Annotated in this window: 17 protein-coding genes; 5 read left to right on the top strand and 12 right to left on the bottom strand. The window is 57.6% G+C overall.

What is annotated here, in order from left to right; translation table 11 throughout:
* The first annotated feature begins 324 nt into the window (after window positions 1-324).
* Entirely contained in the window at window positions 325-1617 is a 1293-nt protein-coding gene (locus tag IGW03_RS30815) for a diguanylate cyclase domain-containing protein (protein ID WP_194726295.1), read from the top strand.
* A 63-nt stretch (window positions 1618-1680) separates the two neighbouring features.
* Here IGW03_RS30815 and IGW03_RS30810 read toward each other — a convergent pair whose 3' ends face one another.
* Together IGW03_RS30810 and IGW03_RS30805 are read right to left on the bottom strand one after the other, a co-directional pair.
* Window positions 1681-2271, bottom strand: coding sequence for a hypothetical protein (locus IGW03_RS30810; protein WP_194726294.1), 591 nt, complete (start codon window positions 2269-2271; stop codon window positions 1681-1683).
* A gap of 3 nt (window positions 2272-2274) precedes the next feature.
* Complete coding sequence (locus IGW03_RS30805; protein WP_194726293.1) at window positions 2275-2826, bottom strand: hypothetical protein; 552 nt, start codon at window positions 2824-2826, stop codon at window positions 2275-2277.
* A 119-nt stretch (window positions 2827-2945) separates the two neighbouring features.
* Between IGW03_RS30805 and IGW03_RS30800 the strand changes: the two genes are divergently transcribed.
* The gene (locus IGW03_RS30800; RefSeq protein ID WP_194726292.1) at window positions 2946-3404 is read left to right on the top strand and encodes a universal stress protein; all 459 of its coding nucleotides are present in this window, start codon (window positions 2946-2948) and stop codon (window positions 3402-3404) included.
* A 207-nt stretch (window positions 3405-3611) separates the two neighbouring features.
* Entirely contained in the window at window positions 3612-3959 is a 348-nt protein-coding gene (locus IGW03_RS30795) for a helix-turn-helix domain-containing protein (protein ID WP_194726291.1), read from the top strand.
* A gap of 49 nt (window positions 3960-4008) precedes the next feature.
* On the opposite strand, the gene IGW03_RS30790 is transcribed toward IGW03_RS30795, so the two are convergent.
* The 6 genes from IGW03_RS30790 to IGW03_RS30765 all read right to left on the bottom strand — a co-directional run bounded on the left by IGW03_RS30790 (window position 4009) and on the right by IGW03_RS30765 (window position 11163).
* Window positions 4009-4938: a LysR family transcriptional regulator gene (locus IGW03_RS30790; protein WP_194726290.1), complete on the bottom strand. Its 930-nt coding sequence runs from the start codon at window positions 4936-4938 to the stop codon at window positions 4009-4011.
* 276 nt (window positions 4939-5214) lie between these two features.
* Window positions 5215-5589, bottom strand: a complete 375-nt coding sequence (locus IGW03_RS30785) for a DoxX family protein (RefSeq protein ID WP_194726289.1) — start codon at window positions 5587-5589, stop codon at window positions 5215-5217.
* A 288-nt stretch (window positions 5590-5877) separates the two neighbouring features.
* Window positions 5878-6849 (bottom strand): helix-turn-helix transcriptional regulator, encoded by a 972-nt coding sequence (locus IGW03_RS30780; protein WP_194726288.1) that lies wholly within the window; start codon window positions 6847-6849, stop codon window positions 5878-5880.
* A 324-nt stretch (window positions 6850-7173) separates the two neighbouring features.
* Window positions 7174-7830, bottom strand: coding sequence for a response regulator transcription factor (locus tag IGW03_RS30775; RefSeq protein ID WP_194726287.1), 657 nt, complete (start codon window positions 7828-7830; stop codon window positions 7174-7176).
* Window positions 7831-7840: 10 nt separating this feature from the next.
* Window positions 7841-9484 (bottom strand): GAF domain-containing sensor histidine kinase, encoded by a 1644-nt coding sequence (locus tag IGW03_RS30770; protein WP_194726286.1) that lies wholly within the window; start codon window positions 9482-9484, stop codon window positions 7841-7843.
* 677 nt (window positions 9485-10161) lie between these two features.
* Entirely contained in the window at window positions 10162-11163 is a 1002-nt protein-coding gene (locus tag IGW03_RS30765; RefSeq protein WP_194726285.1) for a hypothetical protein, read from the bottom strand.
* A 79-nt stretch (window positions 11164-11242) separates the two neighbouring features.
* Between IGW03_RS30765 and IGW03_RS30760 the strand changes: the two genes are divergently transcribed.
* Window positions 11243-11689 carry a hypothetical protein gene (locus IGW03_RS30760; RefSeq protein ID WP_194726284.1) on the top strand — a complete coding sequence of 149 codons (447 nt, stop codon included), beginning with the start codon at window positions 11243-11245 and terminating at the stop codon, window positions 11687-11689.
* Here the strand turns inward: IGW03_RS30760 and IGW03_RS30755 are convergent.
* The 3 genes from IGW03_RS30755 to IGW03_RS38405 all read right to left on the bottom strand — a co-directional run bounded on the left by IGW03_RS30755 (window position 11673) and on the right by IGW03_RS38405 (window position 16058).
* Window positions 11673-13016, bottom strand: a complete 1344-nt coding sequence (locus IGW03_RS30755; protein ID WP_194726283.1) for a DUF5666 domain-containing protein — start codon at window positions 13014-13016, stop codon at window positions 11673-11675. The two genes, IGW03_RS30760 and IGW03_RS30755, sit on opposite strands and share 17 nt — an antisense overlap.
* Window positions 13017-13576: 560 nt before the next feature.
* Window positions 13577-14548 (bottom strand): glycoside hydrolase family 16 protein, encoded by a 972-nt coding sequence (locus tag IGW03_RS38410; RefSeq protein ID WP_228536206.1) that lies wholly within the window; start codon window positions 14546-14548, stop codon window positions 13577-13579.
* Between the two features lie 433 nt (window positions 14549-14981).
* Complete coding sequence (locus IGW03_RS38405) at window positions 14982-16058, bottom strand: hypothetical protein (RefSeq protein ID WP_228536205.1); 1077 nt, start codon at window positions 16056-16058, stop codon at window positions 14982-14984.
* Window positions 16059-16434: 376 nt separating this feature from the next.
* Here IGW03_RS38405 and IGW03_RS30745 point away from each other — a divergent pair, with 376 nt between their 5' ends.
* Complete coding sequence (locus IGW03_RS30745) at window positions 16435-18522, top strand: cytochrome-c peroxidase (RefSeq protein WP_228536204.1); 2088 nt, start codon at window positions 16435-16437, stop codon at window positions 18520-18522.
* A gap of 267 nt (window positions 18523-18789) precedes the next feature.
* On the opposite strand, the gene IGW03_RS30740 is transcribed toward IGW03_RS30745, so the two are convergent.
* Window positions 18790-19695, bottom strand: coding sequence for a helix-turn-helix transcriptional regulator (locus IGW03_RS30740; protein ID WP_194726281.1), 906 nt, complete (start codon window positions 19693-19695; stop codon window positions 18790-18792).
* Window positions 19696-20408 lie beyond the last annotated feature (713 nt).

Genomic DNA, 20408 nt, shown 5'->3' with positions numbered 1-20408 from the left:
TCAAGCTGGCTATCTGCGCCGAGCAATCGTTCCGGCGTTTGAAGGGATTCACCTGGCTGGCAGAGGTGATTCGAGGAGTGAAGTTTGTCGATGGAGTTCGTGAGCATCAGCAGCTGGCCGCCGCCTGATCAATCACCGTCTATCCACAACATTTGACGATACCTCCTGTTGCAGACACACATGGCGAATGAGTAACAAATTGTGTAAAAAAGGAATTTATTTCCTAAGATCAATGTCCCATGGGTAACATTGAATAAGCTTGGTACACCGCTGGCAAGGCGCTTTTCCAGCGAGTCCAACGAAAACATGGGAGAAGAAAGCAGTATGAAACTGCAATATCGGCATGCAGGCACCGGCGCAGTTCCAGTCCGGTCCAGCCTGAACGAACGCGAAGTGGTCAGCACGCAAAACAAGCTGGCCCTCATGACGCTGTTATCGGGAGTCGTGATGGCCGGCTTGCTGGCTCTGCTAATCGGCTGGTCGATGTTCGACATCATTTCCGACTTCAAAAGTGCGGCTACCCTCAAAGCCCGCAATCATGAACTGATCGCGACATTCAACAAGCTGCAGATTCACCTCGGCAATGCGGAGAAAAGCGAGCGCGGGTATATCGCAGGCAGCGAGCTTTCGGTAGCGCCCTATGTCGCCGCGGTCGAAGAAGTGCGCTGGACGACAGATCTGGTTCATGCCCTGGTATCCAAGGACCCCTTGCAGCGGAAAAGAGCGGTACAACTTGAAGAACGCGTGGAAGCCAGGCTAGCCACTCTGCAGTTCCTCGTCGAGATGCGGGAAGCCGGCAACATGCGGTCGGCACAACTGCTGATGTCGTCCGAGCAGGACAATCTCGAGACCGAGCGCGTCAACGACATGCTCAAGGAAATGGAGAATCACGAAAATACGCTTCTCAACGAAGCGCTGCTTGTCCGGGACAATGCCTACGGCAAGATCTGGAGCATGCTCGCCGCCGTGACCTTTTTCCTGTTCGGCGGCGCCGTCTGGCAGTACCGCCGGGTAAGAAGGTTCATGCATCATGCGGCAAATTCCCTGGCGGAGATGCGTTACCTCGCAAACCATGATGCCTTGACAGGCCTCCCGAACCGCAGGCTGCTCCAGGACAGGCTCGATGCCCACATCGGCAACGCCGGCAAGGACTGCAAGTCGCTCGCTGTGATGTACATGGACCTTGATGGTTTCAAGAAAGTGAACGACACGATCGGCCACGATGCCGGAGATGAACTGCTGCAGCATGTGGCCAGGCGCCTGAAGGCGAGCATTCGCGCGAGCGACACCGTAGCGCGCATCGGCGGAGACGAATTCATCGTGGTGGTTCCGGAACTGGACGGGCCGGCCACTGCCGCCCATATCGCCGGGACGCTGGTGGAAGCGATTTCGAAGCCGTATTCAATCAAGGGCAGGACCGTCAGCATATCGACAAGCATTGGGATCAGCCTCTACCCCGGCAACGGCACCTGCTCCGGCGATTTGCTCAATTCCGCAGACCAGGCGTTGAACCAGGCGAAAAACAGCGGAAAGAACCAGTATAGGTTTGCACTCGACCCGGCATCCTCATCTGAACCAGTCTCCGCGTCTGCGTCCATGCCTGCGCCTGCGCACTGACATGTCATGCGCAGACTTTCCGGACCCAAGCGACTGTCTGGATATCGCTGCGCAGGCATTCCCTCAGTGCCATGCCGCAGCGCTCGAAGACACGTAGCTTCCTGCCCGCGCGGGGAGGATGTTCGCCTTGCGCAAGAGCCGCCTCTCGGTGGTCGCATCCTGCAGATACAGCATCTGCGCCGCCAGCTTGTCGTATATCGGAACCTCGCCCGTGGGATGAACGCACAACTGGTGCTTCACCGTGCCATTCGGATAGAGGACGTCGATATTCGAGAATGGATCGACCCGAATGCGATACCGCACGCCGGTGCAGCCGCCGATGACATGAAACTGCCTCGACCTGCGGAACTCCCGCCGCTGCTCGTCACTGAGCAGTTTCAGCAGTAGACAAAGCGAGCGGCGCTTTGCCCGGCGTTCCTTCTGCAGCGCATCCTGCCAGGCCTGTGCATTCTTGCGCTGCGCATGCAGAAAATATTCCTTGATAGTGTCGCAGAGCCGGAAGAATCGCCTGAACCTGCTGCGCGAGAGAGATTGGGCGGCGCGGCGTGCGCTGTCTTCTTCAGTGAGATCGGCGCGGGCGGCCGACGCACCGCCCCGGCCGGGCCCGACGATATGCCGGCACAGGGAACGCCATAGCGCGTTCACGGCGGGCATGATTCAACCGCCGATGATCCGCGGTACCAGCACGACGTCTTCCATGCTCGAATCGAATTCATGGATCGCATGCTTGGGCGCCGCCTTGGTTTTCGAACCGAATGCGGAATAACCTTTTCCGATCAGCTGATTGAACACATCTTCGGCCGCGGCAGTCTCTTTGAGACTGTCCATGTGCCACTTCAACTGCGTGTGACCGGAACGGTTCATCACGCTCATTTCGCCAATGCGCGATTGCGGTGCCTTATCCATCATTACCTCCTTGCCAACTGATTGCAAAGCGAGTTCCCTGCTCGCCTGATGATGATTTTTATGATGTGCCGTACCGTTTCCGGTCCGTTCTACCTGGACGCGCCTGCGCCGCTCGAAACTCCACAGGCTCAGGTCATGCCTTGCCTGGCCGCGATGCCTGAGGAGTGATGAGTAAAGAGGAGCGGCGCATACTTCATGTTTACAGAATAGTGTTGTTGTCGGGCGGGTCTTCCTTCTGCTGAAGAAGGCATGATTTCGGTCAACAAGGAGCGGATGCCGTCTGCCCGCGTTGAGTTTTCCCACGCGCGACCGTCATGCCCTCCCGCCGGATACAAGGCGGAGTGGAACGGGAATTCCGGCACTGGAACTTGGCGATGCAGGACATATACTTCAAGCAGGTCCTTCACATGACGGGGGCGGTTATGTATCGAAAGATCCTGGTTGCCTATAACGGCACACCCGAGAGCGCGTCCGCATTGCATGAATGCATTCGCCTGAATCCTGATGCAAGCGCAGAAATCCATTTGCTGGGTGTCATCAATGACCCCACTCCGCCCATCGTGGGCGATTTCGGGACGCCTGCCAGCTTCAATCCGGATGAACAGATCGCGGCAGACAAGAAGAAGATGGACCGCGAACTGAGCCTGGGGCTGAAGATACTGCAGGAGGCCGGCCTGGCCCCGATTGTTCATCTCGAAGTCGGCGAACCGGTCGCCGTGATCGAAGAAACGGTTCGAAAACTGGGCATCGAGCTGCTGATCGTCGGGCATGGCCGCCACCATTCATGGGCCGCCCGCTGGTGGCGAGGCTCGACGGACGCCACCCTGATCGAGCGGATTTCCTGCACGCTGCTGATCGCGCCCGAGCCGCACCGGCGGTAGCCGCGAGCCAAGGTTCGCGGCGGCGGACGGTGTGCCGGACTTCGGCACGCCTGTCCAGTCGCCGGCTTTTTATTGCCCAATTGAAATAATTGGTAACTGTTTCTCCACCGCGCGGCTTCCTGGATCAATATCGGAAAGCCTCCACCGGCATGCTCTCTTCGTCCGCCGGCTCAGGCAACCGATAAAGCAAAACGTCTGAAAGATAAAATGAAAAACGAGATGGCGCCGGAAGTACGCAATGCAAACGACCTGTTCGACATGATCATTCGCGACCAGGGGCTCAAGAACGACGCCGCACTCAGCAGGGCCCTCGAAGTTTCGCGGCCTGTCATCAGCAAGATCCGCAGCGGCCGCGCGCCCTTCAGCGACATCATGCTGATCGTCATTCACGAATCGACCGGAATGAGCATCAGGGAGCTGAAGGCAGTGCTGCGCGACGGCCTGCCAATGAAATTCCGGGTGCCGCACCCGCACCGGAACGCCGATTTCCACGCCCTGGTTTCGCACCGCGACGCCCGCCTTCCCCAATCCGCTTCGCATTACGCGGAACGCTGATCCCGCGCTTTCCGCCGTTACCACCGGCAACCGAAGCCCGCCACCGTACTCAGGCCGACGATGCATTGAAGCGCTGGCCGAGCTTGTCTTCGCGGAAGCGCGCAATGATGAAGTCGACGAAGACCCGTGTCTTCGCCGGCAATAGCCGCTGCGCGGGAAAATACAGAGCCAGCATGCCGGTATCGACATGCCAGCCGGGCAGGACGCGCATCAGGCGGCCGCTTTCCAGAAAGGGAAGCGCATGCGGCATGCCGGCCAGCGCGATGCCCATGCCCATTTCCGCAATGCGGCAAACCGCCTCGGGATCACTCATGGTCATGCGCTGGCGCAGTGCGATCGGCGCCTGGTCACCGGCCCGGTTGCGCAGGGACCAGGGCCGTACCCGCCCGGTCTGCGGAGAGCGTACCAGGATGCCGTCGCAGGCCTGCAGGTCGGCTGGCGAATGAATGGGGCCGCACCGCGCAAGATAAGCCGGCGACGCAAGCAGCACCCGGTGCGCGGGCCCGAGTTCGCGGGCAACCACGCCTTGCGGGATGTCGAAGCCGCCGCCGATGGCCGCATCGAAGTTCTCCGCAATCAGATCCACGGGCCGGTTATCGAAATGCCAGTCGGGCGTGATGCGCGGATGGCACCGCAGGAACTCATCCAGCAGCGGGACGATGTAAGTCAGCCCGAAGGTGGTGCCCATGCTGACGCGAAGCGTACCCGCCGGCTCTCCATCGGCGCCCGCCAGGTTCGCAACCGCGCCCTGGATGGTGCTGAGGCCGCCCCGCACTTCCTCAAGAAAATTCTGCCCGGCTTCCGTGAGCGAGAGCTTGCGCGTACTGCGGTGAAACAGCCGCACGCCCACCCGGGTTTCAAGTTTGGCGACATTCTTGCCCACGGCGGCTGACGTCAGGCCGAGCCGGCGCGCGGCCTCGGAAAAACTGCCGGCTTCGGCAGTGCGAACGAAGCATTCGATACTGTTCAGGGTTTCCATAGGGTCCAAAGTCTTGAAGTCGCCAGGCAGCTACCAGAATATGCTGGCCTTGAGAGCGGTATGGAACGCAATGGTAACGCTTCCCTGAAAACCAATCGCAGGGCACTGAAGGTATCCGTCAGTCCAATGCTGAAGATTCGGATCAGGCAGTGCTTGTCACCGAGCCTGATCTGCACCTGATGAGATCCGGGACGCGATCTCCGGGAGATTTTCAATGGAGGAGAAGGACCGCCCCGACGATGTCTTGTTCTGCAGCGTTCAACTTCGCCTGTCGACTCAATTCCATCGGCCCAAGGTCCCGCCGATGCTGTATTTTCCTGCGCCGAACAATGCGATGGCAATCGAGAGGATCAGGAAAAAAGCCTGCAATTCCAGGCGCCAGCCAGCGAAAGCAGGCAGCCCCGCGAATTGCCGGCTGGGCGTCACCAGGATGGAAAGGAACATGTTGACGGTGATGATCAATGCCGCCATCCGGGTCCATATGCCGAACAGCACCATCAGTGGAGCAAGGACTTCACCGACGTAGACGATACAGGTCTGAAATGCCGCCACGTCATTTTCATTCAAGGCCACCATGACCGTAACGAAGCCTTCGTACATCAGGCAATACCGATGAAACAGCAGCAGCGTTGCCACCGCCGCTCGCAACATCAATTTCCCAAGGTCGCCAGCGCGAGTTGCATCCCCCATCGGTCGGGAGCTGGCAGTCGTTGTTTCGCCCGGATATCCCATGATTATCGACTGTGCATGTGTCCAGTGCGCTCAGATCATCCATCAAGTCTTGGTTCGACCGATTCGGTTAGAGCGGTCATGCTCTCGTGCATGCACTTCGTACCACAGAACCGGTTGCGCCTCACCGGTACCAAAGCACGCATCGTCTCTCATGTTTTGCGCAGTGGGGGTGTCTGCTATTGCGCTGCGGACCTTCCTCTGCCATCGCTATGCCGCCGCCAGCAGTTTTGCCAATGCGCTCTTGTCATGCACTTCCAGTTTCTTGTAAATGCGGGAGATCTGCGTTCTGACGGTGTTCGGGGAGGTTCCCATCTTGAGCGCAATCTCCTTGTAGCCCAATCCCTCCTTCAGGCTGTGGGCAACGACTCTTTCCGCTGGTCCCAGCGTGTGCAAAATTGACAGCGACACGGCTTCGCAGACCAGTATGTCCTGGCCTATCTGCTGCTTGACCACGATACTGATGGCCTTGCCTTCGAAGGATCGCTTGCCGAGCAAGTCAAACATTGCGAGCGGCGGCAGCGAGCGACCATTCACTTCGGGCCACTCCTTGTTGAACAGAGCCTGAAACCGCTTGTCGGCCACCGATACCTTTCCCCGCCGGCTGATCAGCGCAAGCGATCTTTGCTCATGGCGCGTGTCATTGATGTCCAGCTGCCTGGCGAGATTGGCACGGAAGGCGCGCAGCACATGCGGCCAGACGGCGCGGAGCAAGAGCACATTCTGGTCATCAAAACCGTCGTTGACCCGCTTGATCACCGCCATCCAGTTCCCGACCTGTCCGGCATGGGAGCGATCGATATGAAACAGCGTCTGGCGCACTCCGTGCGGTGCACTCATTTCTTCATTTCGTCGATCTGCACGAGTCCCCTCGACAAGCCATGTGACGGCCGCGACATGCTGGCCACCGTCATCAATGGCACGGTTCAGGATCACCGGCTTTACCGGAATGTTCCATCGCCGGACACGTCCCCTCACGCGCCGGTATCGGCAAGTCTGCTGTTGAGCGACACAGGTACCAGGAGCGATGGAGCGGCCTTCGATACCGAATGCAATCTTGTCAAAGTTGATGAGCCTGCGTAACGCATCGGCTGCCTCCGCCGCAAAATCGCTCGCCGACTTTGCCTGGGCAGCAGCATTGAGCGCAGAGACCACTTCTGAGAATTCATGTACGTTAGTCATTTTCTTTTCCAAACATCCGGACAAACAAAGGCAGGCCGTGGAAAAGAGAATAGGCTTAAAGGGAAAAGCGGATAAGGGTGCGGTGTACCGAAATGACCGGTACAAATGCACTGGGTATGATCAGTACACCTGTACTCGCAGCGCAGTCAAAGAAGAATCATTTTCGGCAAGCCGGCGCAAGCCTTGGCAAAGTCATTGCAGCCAACATTTCAGCGGTACAAGGCATCCGTTTCCACGGAATGCGAAGCAAGCAGGGATGCACCATCGGGCGCGGACAGAGGTCGAGATGGCGCAGAACCGTGCAAGGCTTTTTCAAGCCAGGCTCTAGCGATAGTGCTTGCTTGCAAATACGTACAGGCCGAGCCGATTCTCGACCTGCAATTTCTGATAAATGGAACTCAGATGGTTGCGAAACGTAAATTCACTCATGGTCGCGCGCTCCGCCAGCACCTTGTTCGGCGCCGTGGAATCGCTGAGCAGGACTTCAATGACTTTGCGTTCCTTCGGTGTCAGCGTCAGTAGCCGTTCCTCCTCGAAAGACTTTTTGGTTTCCTTTTCAATCAAGGAGTCGAAAACCCGCGCCGTGGATTCCCGATCGACCCATATCTGTCCTGCCGCCACTTTTTCGATCGCCCGCAACAGAATGTCAGTCGACTCCTCCTTGCGCACCACGCCGCGCGCACCGCGAGCAATCGCATCGTCGAGGATCAACTGATCGCGCACACCGGTAATCATCAGGATATTCGACTGGCCGCATTTCTTGAACTCAGGCAGCAGATCAAGCGAGTTCCATTGGCCCAGATCGATATCAAGAAGAATCACATCGGGATTGAGTGACGATGCCAGCGCCATGGCCTCCTTGGGTTCGGAAGCAAGGCCGACCACCTTGAGTCTCGAGCCCTGGCTTTCCATCAATTGCTGCAGCCCCCACAGAACAGTCTTGTGGTCGTCAACCAGAAGAATCGTTATCGGCTCGCCCATTCTTCCTCCATCACATTGGTATGCTTATTCTGACCGTTGTTGCATTGGACTTTGCCTTGATCAGCACCGTACCCCCAAGCGATTCCGCCCGGCGTGCAATCGATCCCGGGACGAAGAGCTTGTCGGTGGCCGGTTCGCCTTGATTGACGATCTCGACCATCAGGGCATTCTTGTGTGCGGCAACGCGAACGGTCGCCGTCCTGGCATTGGTATGCTTGTAGACGTTACTGAGTCCTTCGGCGATCATCTGCAGAATTTCGACGGTAAGTCGATCGGCAACCACCAGGTGTTCATCGACTTCAATCTGCGCGTGCAGACCATAGTAGGCAGCGAATTTTTCGACCTGGCGGTTCAGGGCACCATACAGCGATTCCCTTACCCCGCGGTTTCCGCTATTGAGATCAGCCACGTACTTGCGCAGATCGGAGATGACATGGGCTGTCATTTCGCGCAAGCCGTGCAGATGAGGATACAGCGGGTTGTCCTCGGTAGCCCTGCGGCAAACGCCATCCAGTCCCATCCTCAGGCCGATGTAAGGCTGAATGGTACTGTCATGCAGATCGCCGACGATGCGCTTGCGCTCTTCGCGCGCCGCATCGGAAGCCAGTCGGTCGACCAGTTCAAGCTGCTGCAAAACGGTAAACGCCTGGTCGGCGATCTGCTGGAGGAGTACGACATCTTCCTTTTTATAACGCTTGCGTTTGGCTGCAACGAACACGCGCCCCGCTCCCTTTGCCGAAGGAATGGGAACGGAAATGAAAGAGCGCACTTCAAGAAAATCGGCAATCCCTTGACTCAGTTTCCGGTCGCCCGCATGCCATCCCCCATCATCGAATACGCTGTATATGGAGTGCACCTTGCCCAAACGATTATAGGTATGCAATACGATTTCGTTTTTTTGGTAGGCAAGCAGCAGCGGCTGAAGTCCTGCCGGCAGCGGTTCCGGCTCTATCTGCTCCCGGGTTGTCCCGGTCTGCCTGAACTGGTAGCTCAGCGTCTCGTGCTGATATGAAACCATCAGGCATATGTCGGCCTGAAAGTGTTCCTTAATCTTGCGCAAGACGGTGATCGTACTGAGATTGACTCCAAAGCGCGGATTCGAAAGACGTGTGACTTCCTTGAGAACATTAAGATAGTCCTTCAGCGACTTTTCGGCACCGCCCCAATAAGAAATCAATAAGCCGATTCCCAATAGAAACGTACATCGCAATAGAAGACGATCCCACGGAATCTCCTGATTCCACTCGTAAAGGATAACAAGCATCCCATAGAGGCAAACGGTCGCAAAAGTAACTCGTCGTCCCTCACTCAAGCCATAACTGAAGGAACCGACAACGATCGCAAAAACAAAAAACAGGAAGAGAACGGAAAGAATCGGAACAGTGACCCACACTAGAGTGCAGTAGAAAACAATGTCCACCCACAACATGCGGTATTTCGCCTTTTTGCTGCTTAACAGACCTGGTATGAGAAGTACGGCTGCGACGATCACATATCCAAAAAGAACGAAATTGGTCTCTGTTGAGACACTGTCGTAGTAGCCGAGAAACGCCGCGAAGGCCAGAATAAATCGGAGTCCATTGATTTCCCGTGCATCAACATCGCTCCGTACCAGTCTGTTGATATCCCCGCGATCATGCATGTTTGCAACCATAGGTATATCGATATTTTTTATTAGAATTCAAACTACATTGTGTGATATTTGCGATTACATTCAAAACGATATTTAGAAAATTTCGCAAATAAAGAACAGCCTGACAAGCCGGCTTTGCACTTCTTTGATTTCAGTAAAGCCGGCGGAGCTGCTCCTTGCGTCTACGGCTGCTTGCAAGCAAGATGCGGCAGCAGCTAGACCTCCATGACCAATGGCCTAAAGCAATTTGAACGGCTATCCGTTGCAAGGAAGACAGGGAGGGTTCTAGATGCAAGGAGCAAGGTTGCGACCGCTTTATGCCAGCTTAGGTTGTGCCACTTTTGGCCTGACGGGCGAAGCTATCCTGCAATGAAAGAATTGCCCTCACTGCGTCAAGATGGCCATGGCCAGCAAGACAGGCCATTCTGCTCTTGACTTGTTGAAGAGGGATTGCCGAGCAGTTGATGAGCCCGCGTTCTCTAATAAAGGGAATCAATAACGCAAGCCAAGGAAAGGAAACAGCCGGAAATCGGACTGGAAACGCTTGTTCCAGCGATATACAAGAAGTCCTTGTGTCGACCACTGGAGAGTTGGAGACGCAAAGTTATTTCCGGCCGAGGTCAATGACCTGACTCCCGGCCGGCATGGATGTAGCGACGTGATCCGACAGAAGCCAACCTCATAAGGACAAGGTGTGGCTAACGGATTGATAAAGGAATGGATTCAGACCATGGATACGGAGCCGGGGCCGGCGAACCTGTTGGAGCAGGCGGACTCTGGACCTTCGCCCTGATTACAGTCGGCACCGCTGTCGCCCGGAAATTATCGTTCTTGTAGCGGTACAAGCCATTGCCCGGGGCCGCCGGATCGAGCGTGCAGGCGACGTCCATTCTGATCCAGTTCGGTTCGGTGGTGTTCGGAACGGTCGTACTCGGTTTGGTACCGCTTAAAATTTCAAGATTGACCGTCTGCGTGGTGGCGGTTCCCGTGAAGGTGCATCCGCCGCGGACTTCCACCTTGTAATTGAAAGTAGCGGCATTGCGCGTGACGAGATCGGCACGCTGTATGGTCGCCAAAGGCGCCGTCGTATCGCCGGCCTGGTCTCCGCCGCTGGTTTCGATTACATAAGCGTACAGCGTCTTTCCGTCATCGCTCAGGTAACCTTCGGCCGAACTGAGATCGCCTTTGGGGACTGTCTCGAGCTTGATCTCGACACCGAATTCATTCTTCGGCGGCTTCATCACCATCAGGCCGCCCGTATTCTCCTTGGTCAGCGGAACGATGGTCACGCCACGCAATTTCATGGGCGTAGTCGCGGTGGCCGGTTCCGAGACCTCACCGACGATGACGTTTTCGGCAGGCTCCACATACACCGACGATGCCACGTTGTCCTCACCAGTATTCGTTCCCTCGATAATGCAGGTTCCCTTGTCCCAGCCGACTACGGAACGGCCTGGAAAAGTCATGGTGGTCAGGAGATCGGCCAAGCCGATTGAATTCGTCGGCGTTGTGACGGTTGCGGTGGGTGGAACGGTGATGGCAACTCCATTGCATTGCAGTTTGACCGCACCGGGGTTGGCCGGATCAGGAGCGATATTTGAAATTCTTCCTTCAACCGATAAGTCGCCTGCCGACACGGTGCCGGCGGCTGCTGCCAATGCGCTGAGAACGATGATGCGCCGCTTGTTCAATGTAAACATGATAGTTCCTCAAGAGTAGTAATGATGACCGATCTTCCCTCAGGAGAATCAGCCCGCAGACGCGCCGTCTGCACTGTCAATGGCACAGGCATCGCTGCGGATGCTCGCCCTCGTTGTAATGCCTTTGGGTGGCTTGCCTGCGAGGCTGCTCGTTCTGGCCTGCCGCTGGCATTTTCGGTCCTCCATTTTTTCACTGGCTTTGCTGTCGGCGGTCATTGGCAATGCCGCCGAAGCCGTTTTCCTGGGCACCACCGTCAGCGGTGCCGACAGAACCCTCGTATGCGTGGTGCTGTTGAAAGTCGCTTCTTCCGCGGTAACGAAGCCGTCAAGCGACCCGCTTGAAGAATCACCGCCTCCGCAGCCGGCCAGCAGCAAGCCGAGCGCGATGACTTTCGCCGGATGTAACATTCGAAACATTGCCGGCATGCTTGATGTCGTCAGGCTTCTGTTCATATCTGCTCCTTCTTTCATTGAAAGGAATGTGCAGTCCCGGCTCATCCTGCCCGACCTCAGTCATCGAGCTTGATCTTGCTTGCGACGAGACCCGTCTGCGAAGCCGTGCCTTCGACCTCCACCAGCATCCCGGCGGCCAGCTGCCCGGATGAAACGTCGTCGAACTCGGTTGCAGAATTCCATGTCACTGTCGCGCCGTTGACCTGGAAGCTCCTCGCGGCAGCATTGACATTCGATATCACGCCCTCGAGCTTGCTCTTGCCGAAACTGTCGTCAGCGTCCTTGCTTTCGACCTTGGATGCCACCAGCACGCCGAGACGCATCACGCCTTCCACCTCGGCCCTCGTACCGTTGCGCAACACACCCTTGGTCTCGGCTCCAGCAGCATTGACCTGCAAGCCGTTCACCATGAAGCTGTCGAGCGCCTTGTAATCGGTAATGACGCCTTCCTGCTCGGTGCGCAGGCCATCCTTGGAAGACGACGAGGAATCGACGGCTGAACGGATTTCCTCTGCCGCAAACAGAACCTGGCCGGTCTGCGTGCCCTTGACACGGACCATCGCGCCATTCATCAAGCCGTTGGGGAAATCCTCGGCCTCTACCTTGGCATTACCGTAGCTGACCGTCTTGCCGTAAAGGGAGAATGTTTTCAAGCTCGTATTCAGATTCGCTACCGCCCCTGTCATGCGCAAATCTTCGCCGCCGGTCTTCCTTTCGATCCGCGTCGCGATCGCGCCGCCGGCTGCATCCGCGAAGCCGTACACCTCAAGGTAATCGCCGGCCCGCAGCGTGGTATCGAGCAGGCCGGTGAAACCTTCGAATACCGTATCGACAGGCACATTAATGGTGACGCCGTTGACGATCAATACACGACGCACGGCATCGTAAGCATCGAGGCGTCCCTTGAGGAAGCTGTGCGCGGAGATCGAGACCGCCGTCGGAACCGCATCGGCGGCGCTCCTTGCCGATTCGATTTCCACCACCATGCCGAGCTTGATCTGGTTAAGATCGCTGTCCGCATAGTCGATGCGCACGCTGGCCTGGCGGGCATCGTACCGGGCGCGCTTGACCGTCAGGTTGGTCGTATCGGTCACTCTTCCAACCACGACAGTCGTGCTGGCTGCCGCCGGCGCCGTTGCACCGGGAGTCGCTGCGGGCGCCGCAGCCGGCGTAACGGCAGGTGCAGGGACGGCAGGAACGGCCGCAGCCGGAGCACGGATGTCGTCGTCGAAGAGCCCGCTCTTGCTGGCGACCGTGGTCCCCGGCGTCGTGCCGCTGGTCTGCGATCCGTCGCTGCCGCCACCGCCGCACGCGACCAGCATGCACGCCACGCCGATATTGATGGCCACAACGCTTTTCCGTGCAGTCCACACAGTGAAATACCTTTCATGTTTCTTCATGATGCATCCTCAGTTAAACACCAGGTAATAAGTGACTGTGCCAGCCAAAGGCGCAGCCGCCGTTCGAATCATTAAACTGATCGAGCTTTCGGTCGTTTGAATGCTGCCTGGCGCGTAGAACCGGCTGACAGCCAGGTTTTCATCCAGGGATCCACTGCCTCTGCCGTTCATGCTGGAGTCTGTCGCCGGCTCGTTGCTGAAACAGTGCGCCCCTTTGCTAAGAAGAGTAGTTCGATCGCCAACACAGGCCAATAGTACGGATGCAGTACGGTCGAATCATTCAGTGCTTTCATGCCCGGTGCCTGCGGTGCGTCGATGCACATCCGATGCGGCGCAAGGACGTCGCATCCGGTTCGCTCTGTGCAGAGTGCTTGCCGGCCGCGCGCAATCAAACGATCGACGGCAATCGACGGCGATCGATGAAAAAAAGAGCTGCCGCAATTTCATGCAGCAGCTCCAACCCGGCATGCCTTGGCCATGTCCGGGCGTCTGCCCAGGCCGGTACCCTGTATCCCGACCGGGCAATACAACCCTACGCAATCCTTGCCAGACCTCGATGCTCACTCATTGGGCGCCCAGACACGGACATAATTGACTTCGAATGCGTTGTTCTTGCCTTGCGGAGTCGAGTCGTCGGGCGTGCCGCTTGCACTGCCGAACCAGAGGTCGAGCAGCAGGTACATCGGATCGCCCATGCTGACATTGACCGACAATACTTCCTTTCCGTCGAAATAGAAGGTCTGGCGATTGGGTTCCCACTTCAATGCATATTTGTGGAATCCCGCCGACAGATCCATGCCAGTCTGGTGCATCTTGGTGCCCGCGTGGTTCTCACCCTGATTTCCCGCAGGCCAGACGGTAGGCGCAAACGTATCGGGAATGTGAACACCGGAAGAGTCCATTCGTCCCCATCCCTCGCCGCCCGGATAGGCTTCCAGGATATCGATCTCCGGCCGGCGATCAGCGATATGGTTGAACAGCCAGAAGGCAGGCCAGGTTCCCTTCCCGCGAGTCAGACGGGCTTCGATCTCGAAGTAGCCGTAGGTCTGTGCGAAGCGTCCGTCGGTGTCGAGCGTGCGGTTGAAGAAATTGCCCGATGCATCGCGTTGAGGCCATATTTTCAGCACGCCGTCTTCCACTGCATAATTCTTCGTCGGATTTGGTGCTTCGTACCAGATATAGTCATTCCATACTGCCGTACTGAGTTCGGTGTCGAATTCATCCGCGAAGGTCAGCGTGTATTGGCTTGCGTCCTGGCCATAAGGCACGCGTCCTGCCGGGTCAGGCGGGGGAAGCGCAGTGATGACGGAGGCGCGGTTGCTGCCGGCGATGACGGTGGCTGTCTCCGACGTGGGCGTCGAGCGGGCCGTCGCCGACGGCTTGGGCTGCGCTCCCCGAGCGACTTCTTCCTGCTCCACTTTCTTTACCTGTTCCTCGCAGCCGCGGTGGGTCTTGACGCTCTTTGATGCGTCGCTGCCGTCGCTCTTCTGTGCACAGGGAGACGGCTTGTTGTTGGCGAGCTCCGGCGGCAATGCAACGGGGGCCTTCTCAGGGGCAGTCGGCGCAGTCGGAGCAGCGGGCGATTGCGAAGGCCCGGATGGAGAGACGGCATCCTTGGTTGCGGGCGTCTTTGTATCCGGAGCCGGGGTTGGGTCTACCGGTGCCGAAGGGAACGGGGGCAGCGGCAGCGTTGAAGGCTTGATGCGAATGATTTTATCCCGCTTGCCGTCCTTTCCTGCTTGTCCTGCTTGTCCTGCTTGTCCTGCTTGTCCTGCTTGTCCTGCAGTACCTGTGGCCGCCGCACTGTTCGATGTGTTTGCCGTAGTTGCCGAGTTCGACACCGGCACGGTAGGCGCAGTCAGCACAGGTGGGTTCGTAACGGGCTTGGAAGGTGCGGATGCGGAAGGCGAGGTGGTGGCCGGTGTTCCTGGCGAAGAGCCAGTCGCTGATGTAGTAGTGGTTGCTTTAGTTCCCGGTGACGCAGCGCTGGTGACAGGGGCCGTCGATGAAGAAGTTGCGGGAGTTGCCGGGGTAGCCGATGTAGCCGATGTAGCCGGAGTAGCCGATGTAGCCGATGTAGCCGATGTAGCCGATGTAGCCGATGTAGCCGATGTAGCCGATGTAGCCGATGTAGCCGGAGTAGCCGATGTAGCCGGAGTAGCCGATGTAACCGGAGTAGCCGATGTAGCCGATGTAGCCGATGTAGCCGATGTAGCCGGAGTAGCCGATGTAGCCGGAGTAGCCGATGTAACCGGAGTAGCCGATGTAACCGGAGTAGCCGATGTAACCGGAGTAGCAGGAGCAGCCGATGCTCCCGATGTAGTAACGGGCGCTGCCACAGGAGTTGATGCCGTCTTTGCAGGTGTGGCGGCCGTTGCTGTCGAAGTCGGGGCCGTCGCAGTCGAGGCCGCCGGTGAGGAGGTAGCTTGAACCGGAGCCGCAGGCGTTGTCTTGGCAGCCGTGGTCGACGTAGTCACCGGTGCGGTTGCTGCCGGCTTGGCTGCATCTTTGCTGCCTTCGCTTTTCGTATCGGGCGGCACAGGGGATGTCGTGCCCTGGTTCGCCGGCTTGGCAGTCGCGACGGCATTCGTATTGGTGGACGAAGAGGAAGCTGTCGCCGCCGCGGCGGGAGCCGTCGTTGACTGGCTGCCGCTTGCGCTCGACGTCGCCGTGCCTGCGGCGCTTGTCGTCGTCGACTTCGACGCGGCCGGCGGCGCGGCCTTTGATGATGAGGACGTGGTTTCGCTCGCCGCCGCGGGAAGCGCGCCGGCAGGCGCGGCATTTGCCGTCGGCGGCGTATCCTTCGCGGCCGCCGTGACGGTGCCCCAGGGATTCGGGAGCACTTGTGCTGCAGCAGGCGCACTGGAAACTTCGGCTGCCGGGGTGACGGTGGCCGCGCTGCTTCCGGAAGCCAGGTCGGCAGCCAGTGCGGACATCGGTAAAGACAGCAGTGCGATATATGAAGCCAAAGATGAGGGAAGCATTATTCTTTGAGATGTAGTGAGCATGGCGATCGCTTCGCTTTCTGATGGGGTTAAACACAGGGGAAGACGCAATGTGCTTCGCAGACAGTCTTCAGCGCGCGTCAGGCATTGCGTTGATTGAATGGTATTGGGCTTCAATGCGCTAACCAATAGTGCATTTGGGTGACAAGATTTCAGATACCTCCGGTGCAAATGAAAAGCAGCATGACTTCGCCCCGCAAGGAAGCACCGAGTGCGCAACGCGGATCTCCAGAGCGATGTCCTGGAGGCTTGCGTGACGCCAGTCATGCATTTGCACTATTGGTGCCGGCACCTGCGGCTTATAGGATGGACCTCGATGCTCGATATCGCGCCTGTTGCCGGCGCGCCCGCAAGCTTGCTGCGGCCTGTCGAAGCGCACCAGCTATCCGAAATTCTTCCCGGGATGATCCGTCATGAACACACGACACACTGCCGAACCTGCGGCCACTGAGACTATCGATCCGGCCGGCGGCTCCGCACGGCAAGCCCAGGCGACAATCGAATACGAAGTCATGCCCCGCCATCACAAGTTCATGCAGTTCGGCCTGCTGACGGGAGCGGCTGCAGCCGTCCTGGTCTTTGCGCATCAGTCGCTGCAGGCGCAGGTGGCGGACCGGCCGGAAGAACTGGCGCCGTTAAAGTCACTGCCTGTGCCAGGATTGCCGCAAGAGGTGCTGTCGGAGTACGTTTCCGACAAGCAGGCCGCAATCCGGCTGGGAAAGCTGCTGTACTGGGATACGCGCGTCGGCAGCGACAACAAGACATCCTGCGCGTCATGCCATTTCCATGCAGGCGCAGACAACCGCAGCAAGAACCAGATCAACCCGGGGCTGCTCGCGGGAGACAAGAGCTTTCAGCTGGGCGGCCTGAACTATCAGCTGACCGAAGCGGACTTTCCGCTGACAAAGTACCTGCCAGCCCCGCTGGACACGGCGTCGGCCCGCATTGCCGACACCAATGACGTGATCGGATCGCAGGGTGTGTTCACCACGGCTTTTACTTCGACGGAAGGTGGCGGCAAGGAAGATAAGTGCAGCAGCGAGTCCGATGCGATCGGTCATGGCGGTACCGGCTTCAATATCGGCGGAATCAATACCCGGCGCGTCGCACCGCGCAACAGCCCTTCCGTCATCAATGCCGTCTTCAACTTCCGCAATTTCTGGGATGGGCGGGCAAACAATGTCGCCAACGGGGCCGATCCGTTCGGCATGCGCAACTCCACTGCGCTGGTCTGGAAGCACGAAAACGGCCTCCTAAGACAGCAGCAGGTGACGCTGCCGGGCGCATCCCTGGTTTCGCAGGGCTCGGGGCCGCCGCTCAGCGCCAATGAAATGAGCTGCGCCGGCCGCACCTTTGCCATGCTGGGCCGAAAACTGCTCGACAGCGTGCCGCTGACGGACCAGGAAATATCTCCAACCGACAGCGTGCTTGGCAAGTTCGACAAGAGAAAGACACCGTACTCCTCGCTGATCCGGCAAGCCTTCAAGGCACCTTACTGGAATGCTCCGTCGATCGTTCGGATGCCGCCGGGACGTCAGACCGCATCGCAGGATCTGCGCCGCAGCATTCCCTCTCGCGTGCCGGACAAGACCACGCCGACCGACCAGGTGAGCCAGCTCGAGGCCAACTTTGCCCTGTATTTCGGGATCGCACTGCAGCTTTACCAGGAAACGCTGGTGTCGGACGATACGCCGTTCGACCGTTTCGCGAGCGGCGACCGCAACGCCCTGACGGAGGCGCAAAAGCAGGGATTGATTCTCTTCCAGGGCAAGGCGAAGTGCATCAACTGCCACAGCGGCGCGGCAATGACGAATGCGTCTTTCCGCAATGTGATCAATGAGCGTCTGGAGCCGATGGCGATGGCCGGCTCCGCCGTCAAGACCTACGATAACGGTTTCTACAACATTGGCGTCCGGCCGACCGAGGAAGACATCGGCCTCGGCGAGACGGACCCGTTTGCGCTGCCGATGTCCGAAACGCTCATGTACGCCCAAGGCAAGGAAAGCCTGCTTGGCAACGGCTTCGATCCAGGCAAATATCCGCGCCCGAGCGGCAACGGCGATGTCAGTACGCGAGGCGCCTTCAAGACACCGGGCCTGCGCAATGTCGAACTGACCGGCCCATACTTTCATAACGGCGGCAAGGCCACGCTGATGCAGGTTGTCGATTTCTATAACCGCGGCGGCGATTTCCGGAACGAGAATGCAGCCGATCTTGCGCCCGACATGCAGCCGCTCGGCCTGACGGAAGACGAAAAGCGCAATCTCGTGTCATTTCTGCTTGCGCTGACCGACGACAGGGTTCGCTTCGAGCGCCCGCCTTTCGATCGCCCCTCCATTTGCATCCCGGACGGCCATGAGGGCGACCATCGCAGCGTAGCTGCGGCGCCCGACAAGGCTGGCCAGGCGAAGGATGTGATGCGTTGCCTGCCGGCCGTGGGCAGCAGCGGCAACCGTACCGGCCTCAAGTCCTTCCTCGGGATTGATCATTACAAGCACTGATGTCAAAGCAAATGTCAGGTCCACACGGATAGCACGGTGCAGCGCTTGCCATTGTTCTTGCAAGGTGTTATCCGGGCTATTCCTGCAGGGAGAAGTGAAAGAAGTGAGAGAAGTGAAAGGCGGGAAAGGAAGAGTTCGGTGCGGCGCCTCTGCGAATGCAATCGCAGAGGTGTCAGTCAAGGCGGCTTCAGGACGAGAGCGTTTGCCGGTGCAGCGGATCGAGAAACAGCAGATGAAGCAGATGAAAAACCATATCGCATGAATGCATCAGCAAAAAGCCATGTTCCGGTCAGACTGGTCGCTGAACAGCGTGATCAGTGCGACCTTGCAGTCGACTTCGAGCTTGCGATAGATGCTGGCGATCTGGTTGCGGACCGTATTGGGCGATTTGCCAAGCTTGCTCGCAATCTCGCGGTAAGTCATGCCTTCGGCGAGATGCCTTGCTATTTCCTTTTCCACCGAGCCGAGGGAATCGAGTGCCGATACGGATTCGGCGCGGCAGATCAGCTTGTCCTCCTCGATTCTGGCGATGATGGTCATTGCCTGTCCCCGAAAGACTCCCTCGCTGGCCAACGCCTCCAATACCCTGGATGGAATGCGGCCGGCGGGCTCGCGAATGCATTCCGCTTTAAGCAATGTCAGGAATTCGGGATCGGCGACTTCAATCATGCCGTTCCAATTCACCAGCGCCATTTTCCTGGCAGCCATCTCGGGATCGATGCGATTCAAGGCCTTGCCGAGGTTGAGCGTAATAGCCATGTTCAGATGCGGCCATAATGCCTGCATGAGACTGCTCGCCTGGTCGCTTAGACCATCGGACTTGTCACAGCAGACCAGCAGCCAACGCAAACCCGAAGTGTCTTTCTGATTATTGCCATAAAACATGCCGGTAAAGGAGCAATGCTGCTTGCCGTCAGCGTTCTGGCTTGAACTGCAGAAAATTCCTTCCGAGGCAAGATTGCTCCGAAAGATGAACGGCTTGCCTTCATCACCGGATATGACTTCGGCGCTTCCAATAGCGGCGGCGATGCAATGCCGAAGTTCGCTGAAACTGGAAGGAAAGTCCTTGCCGGTATCGATTTTCAGGTCAGGACTGGAATAAAACACCTTGTTCTCAGTACCGAGCACAACGTAGCTGGCATGGAATTCCTTCATGACAGACAGGCACAGCATCTGTGCAAATGCATCCGGAGCGGATTGTTCCGCTTCCGCGTAAACTTCTGCAATCTATCTGGAAAAACTCAGCATTTTGAAATCCTCGATTTAGAAAAACAGGCTTTCGTGGCTTTGCCTGAATTTTGCGGCATCAAACCTGCACGGCTTGAAGACCATCCACGACACTTGAACCGTGATCTTCAGCCGGTCTGCATTAACAATCATGCAGATGACATTAAGGCCATAATTTATCATTCCTTATCCAGGGCGCGCGCGGTGCGGTCGTACTGGAACACCCGGTACAATCGTACCGTTTCCTGCTGTTAAACAAGGATGTACATGCCTGTTTTCCAATCGTTTATCAATTAAAGCTCTGCCTGCCGATGCTCAAACCGCATTGGAAACGACAGGGCAAAGTCCCGTCTCATGAATGCCAAAAATTGCATGAGTTCCAGTATCGTTAAACACAATTAAGGCAATCCGACATGCTTCGAAATTCCGGAAAAGAGCACCTTCCAAAGATGCTTTCCGGATCTCTCGTTGAACATGTTTCGCTTCCTATGCCGAACAGCCTTGATCAATGCATTGCACCTGAACGCACCGTCTCGAACGGTACTGCATCCGTACCATTGGTCGAAAATAGTTTTCTGGTTACGCTAGTCTCAACGCTTCCGTTTCATGCCATGGAAGCAACTGCGCTATTGCGATATCAGCCGCGATCAGCGACGTCA

Source organism: Noviherbaspirillum malthae, from assembly GCF_015352985.1.
GTDB lineage: Bacteria > Pseudomonadota > Gammaproteobacteria > Burkholderiales > Burkholderiaceae_D > Noviherbaspirillum > Noviherbaspirillum malthae.
This window is presented reverse-complemented; position numbering and strand designations above follow the sequence as displayed.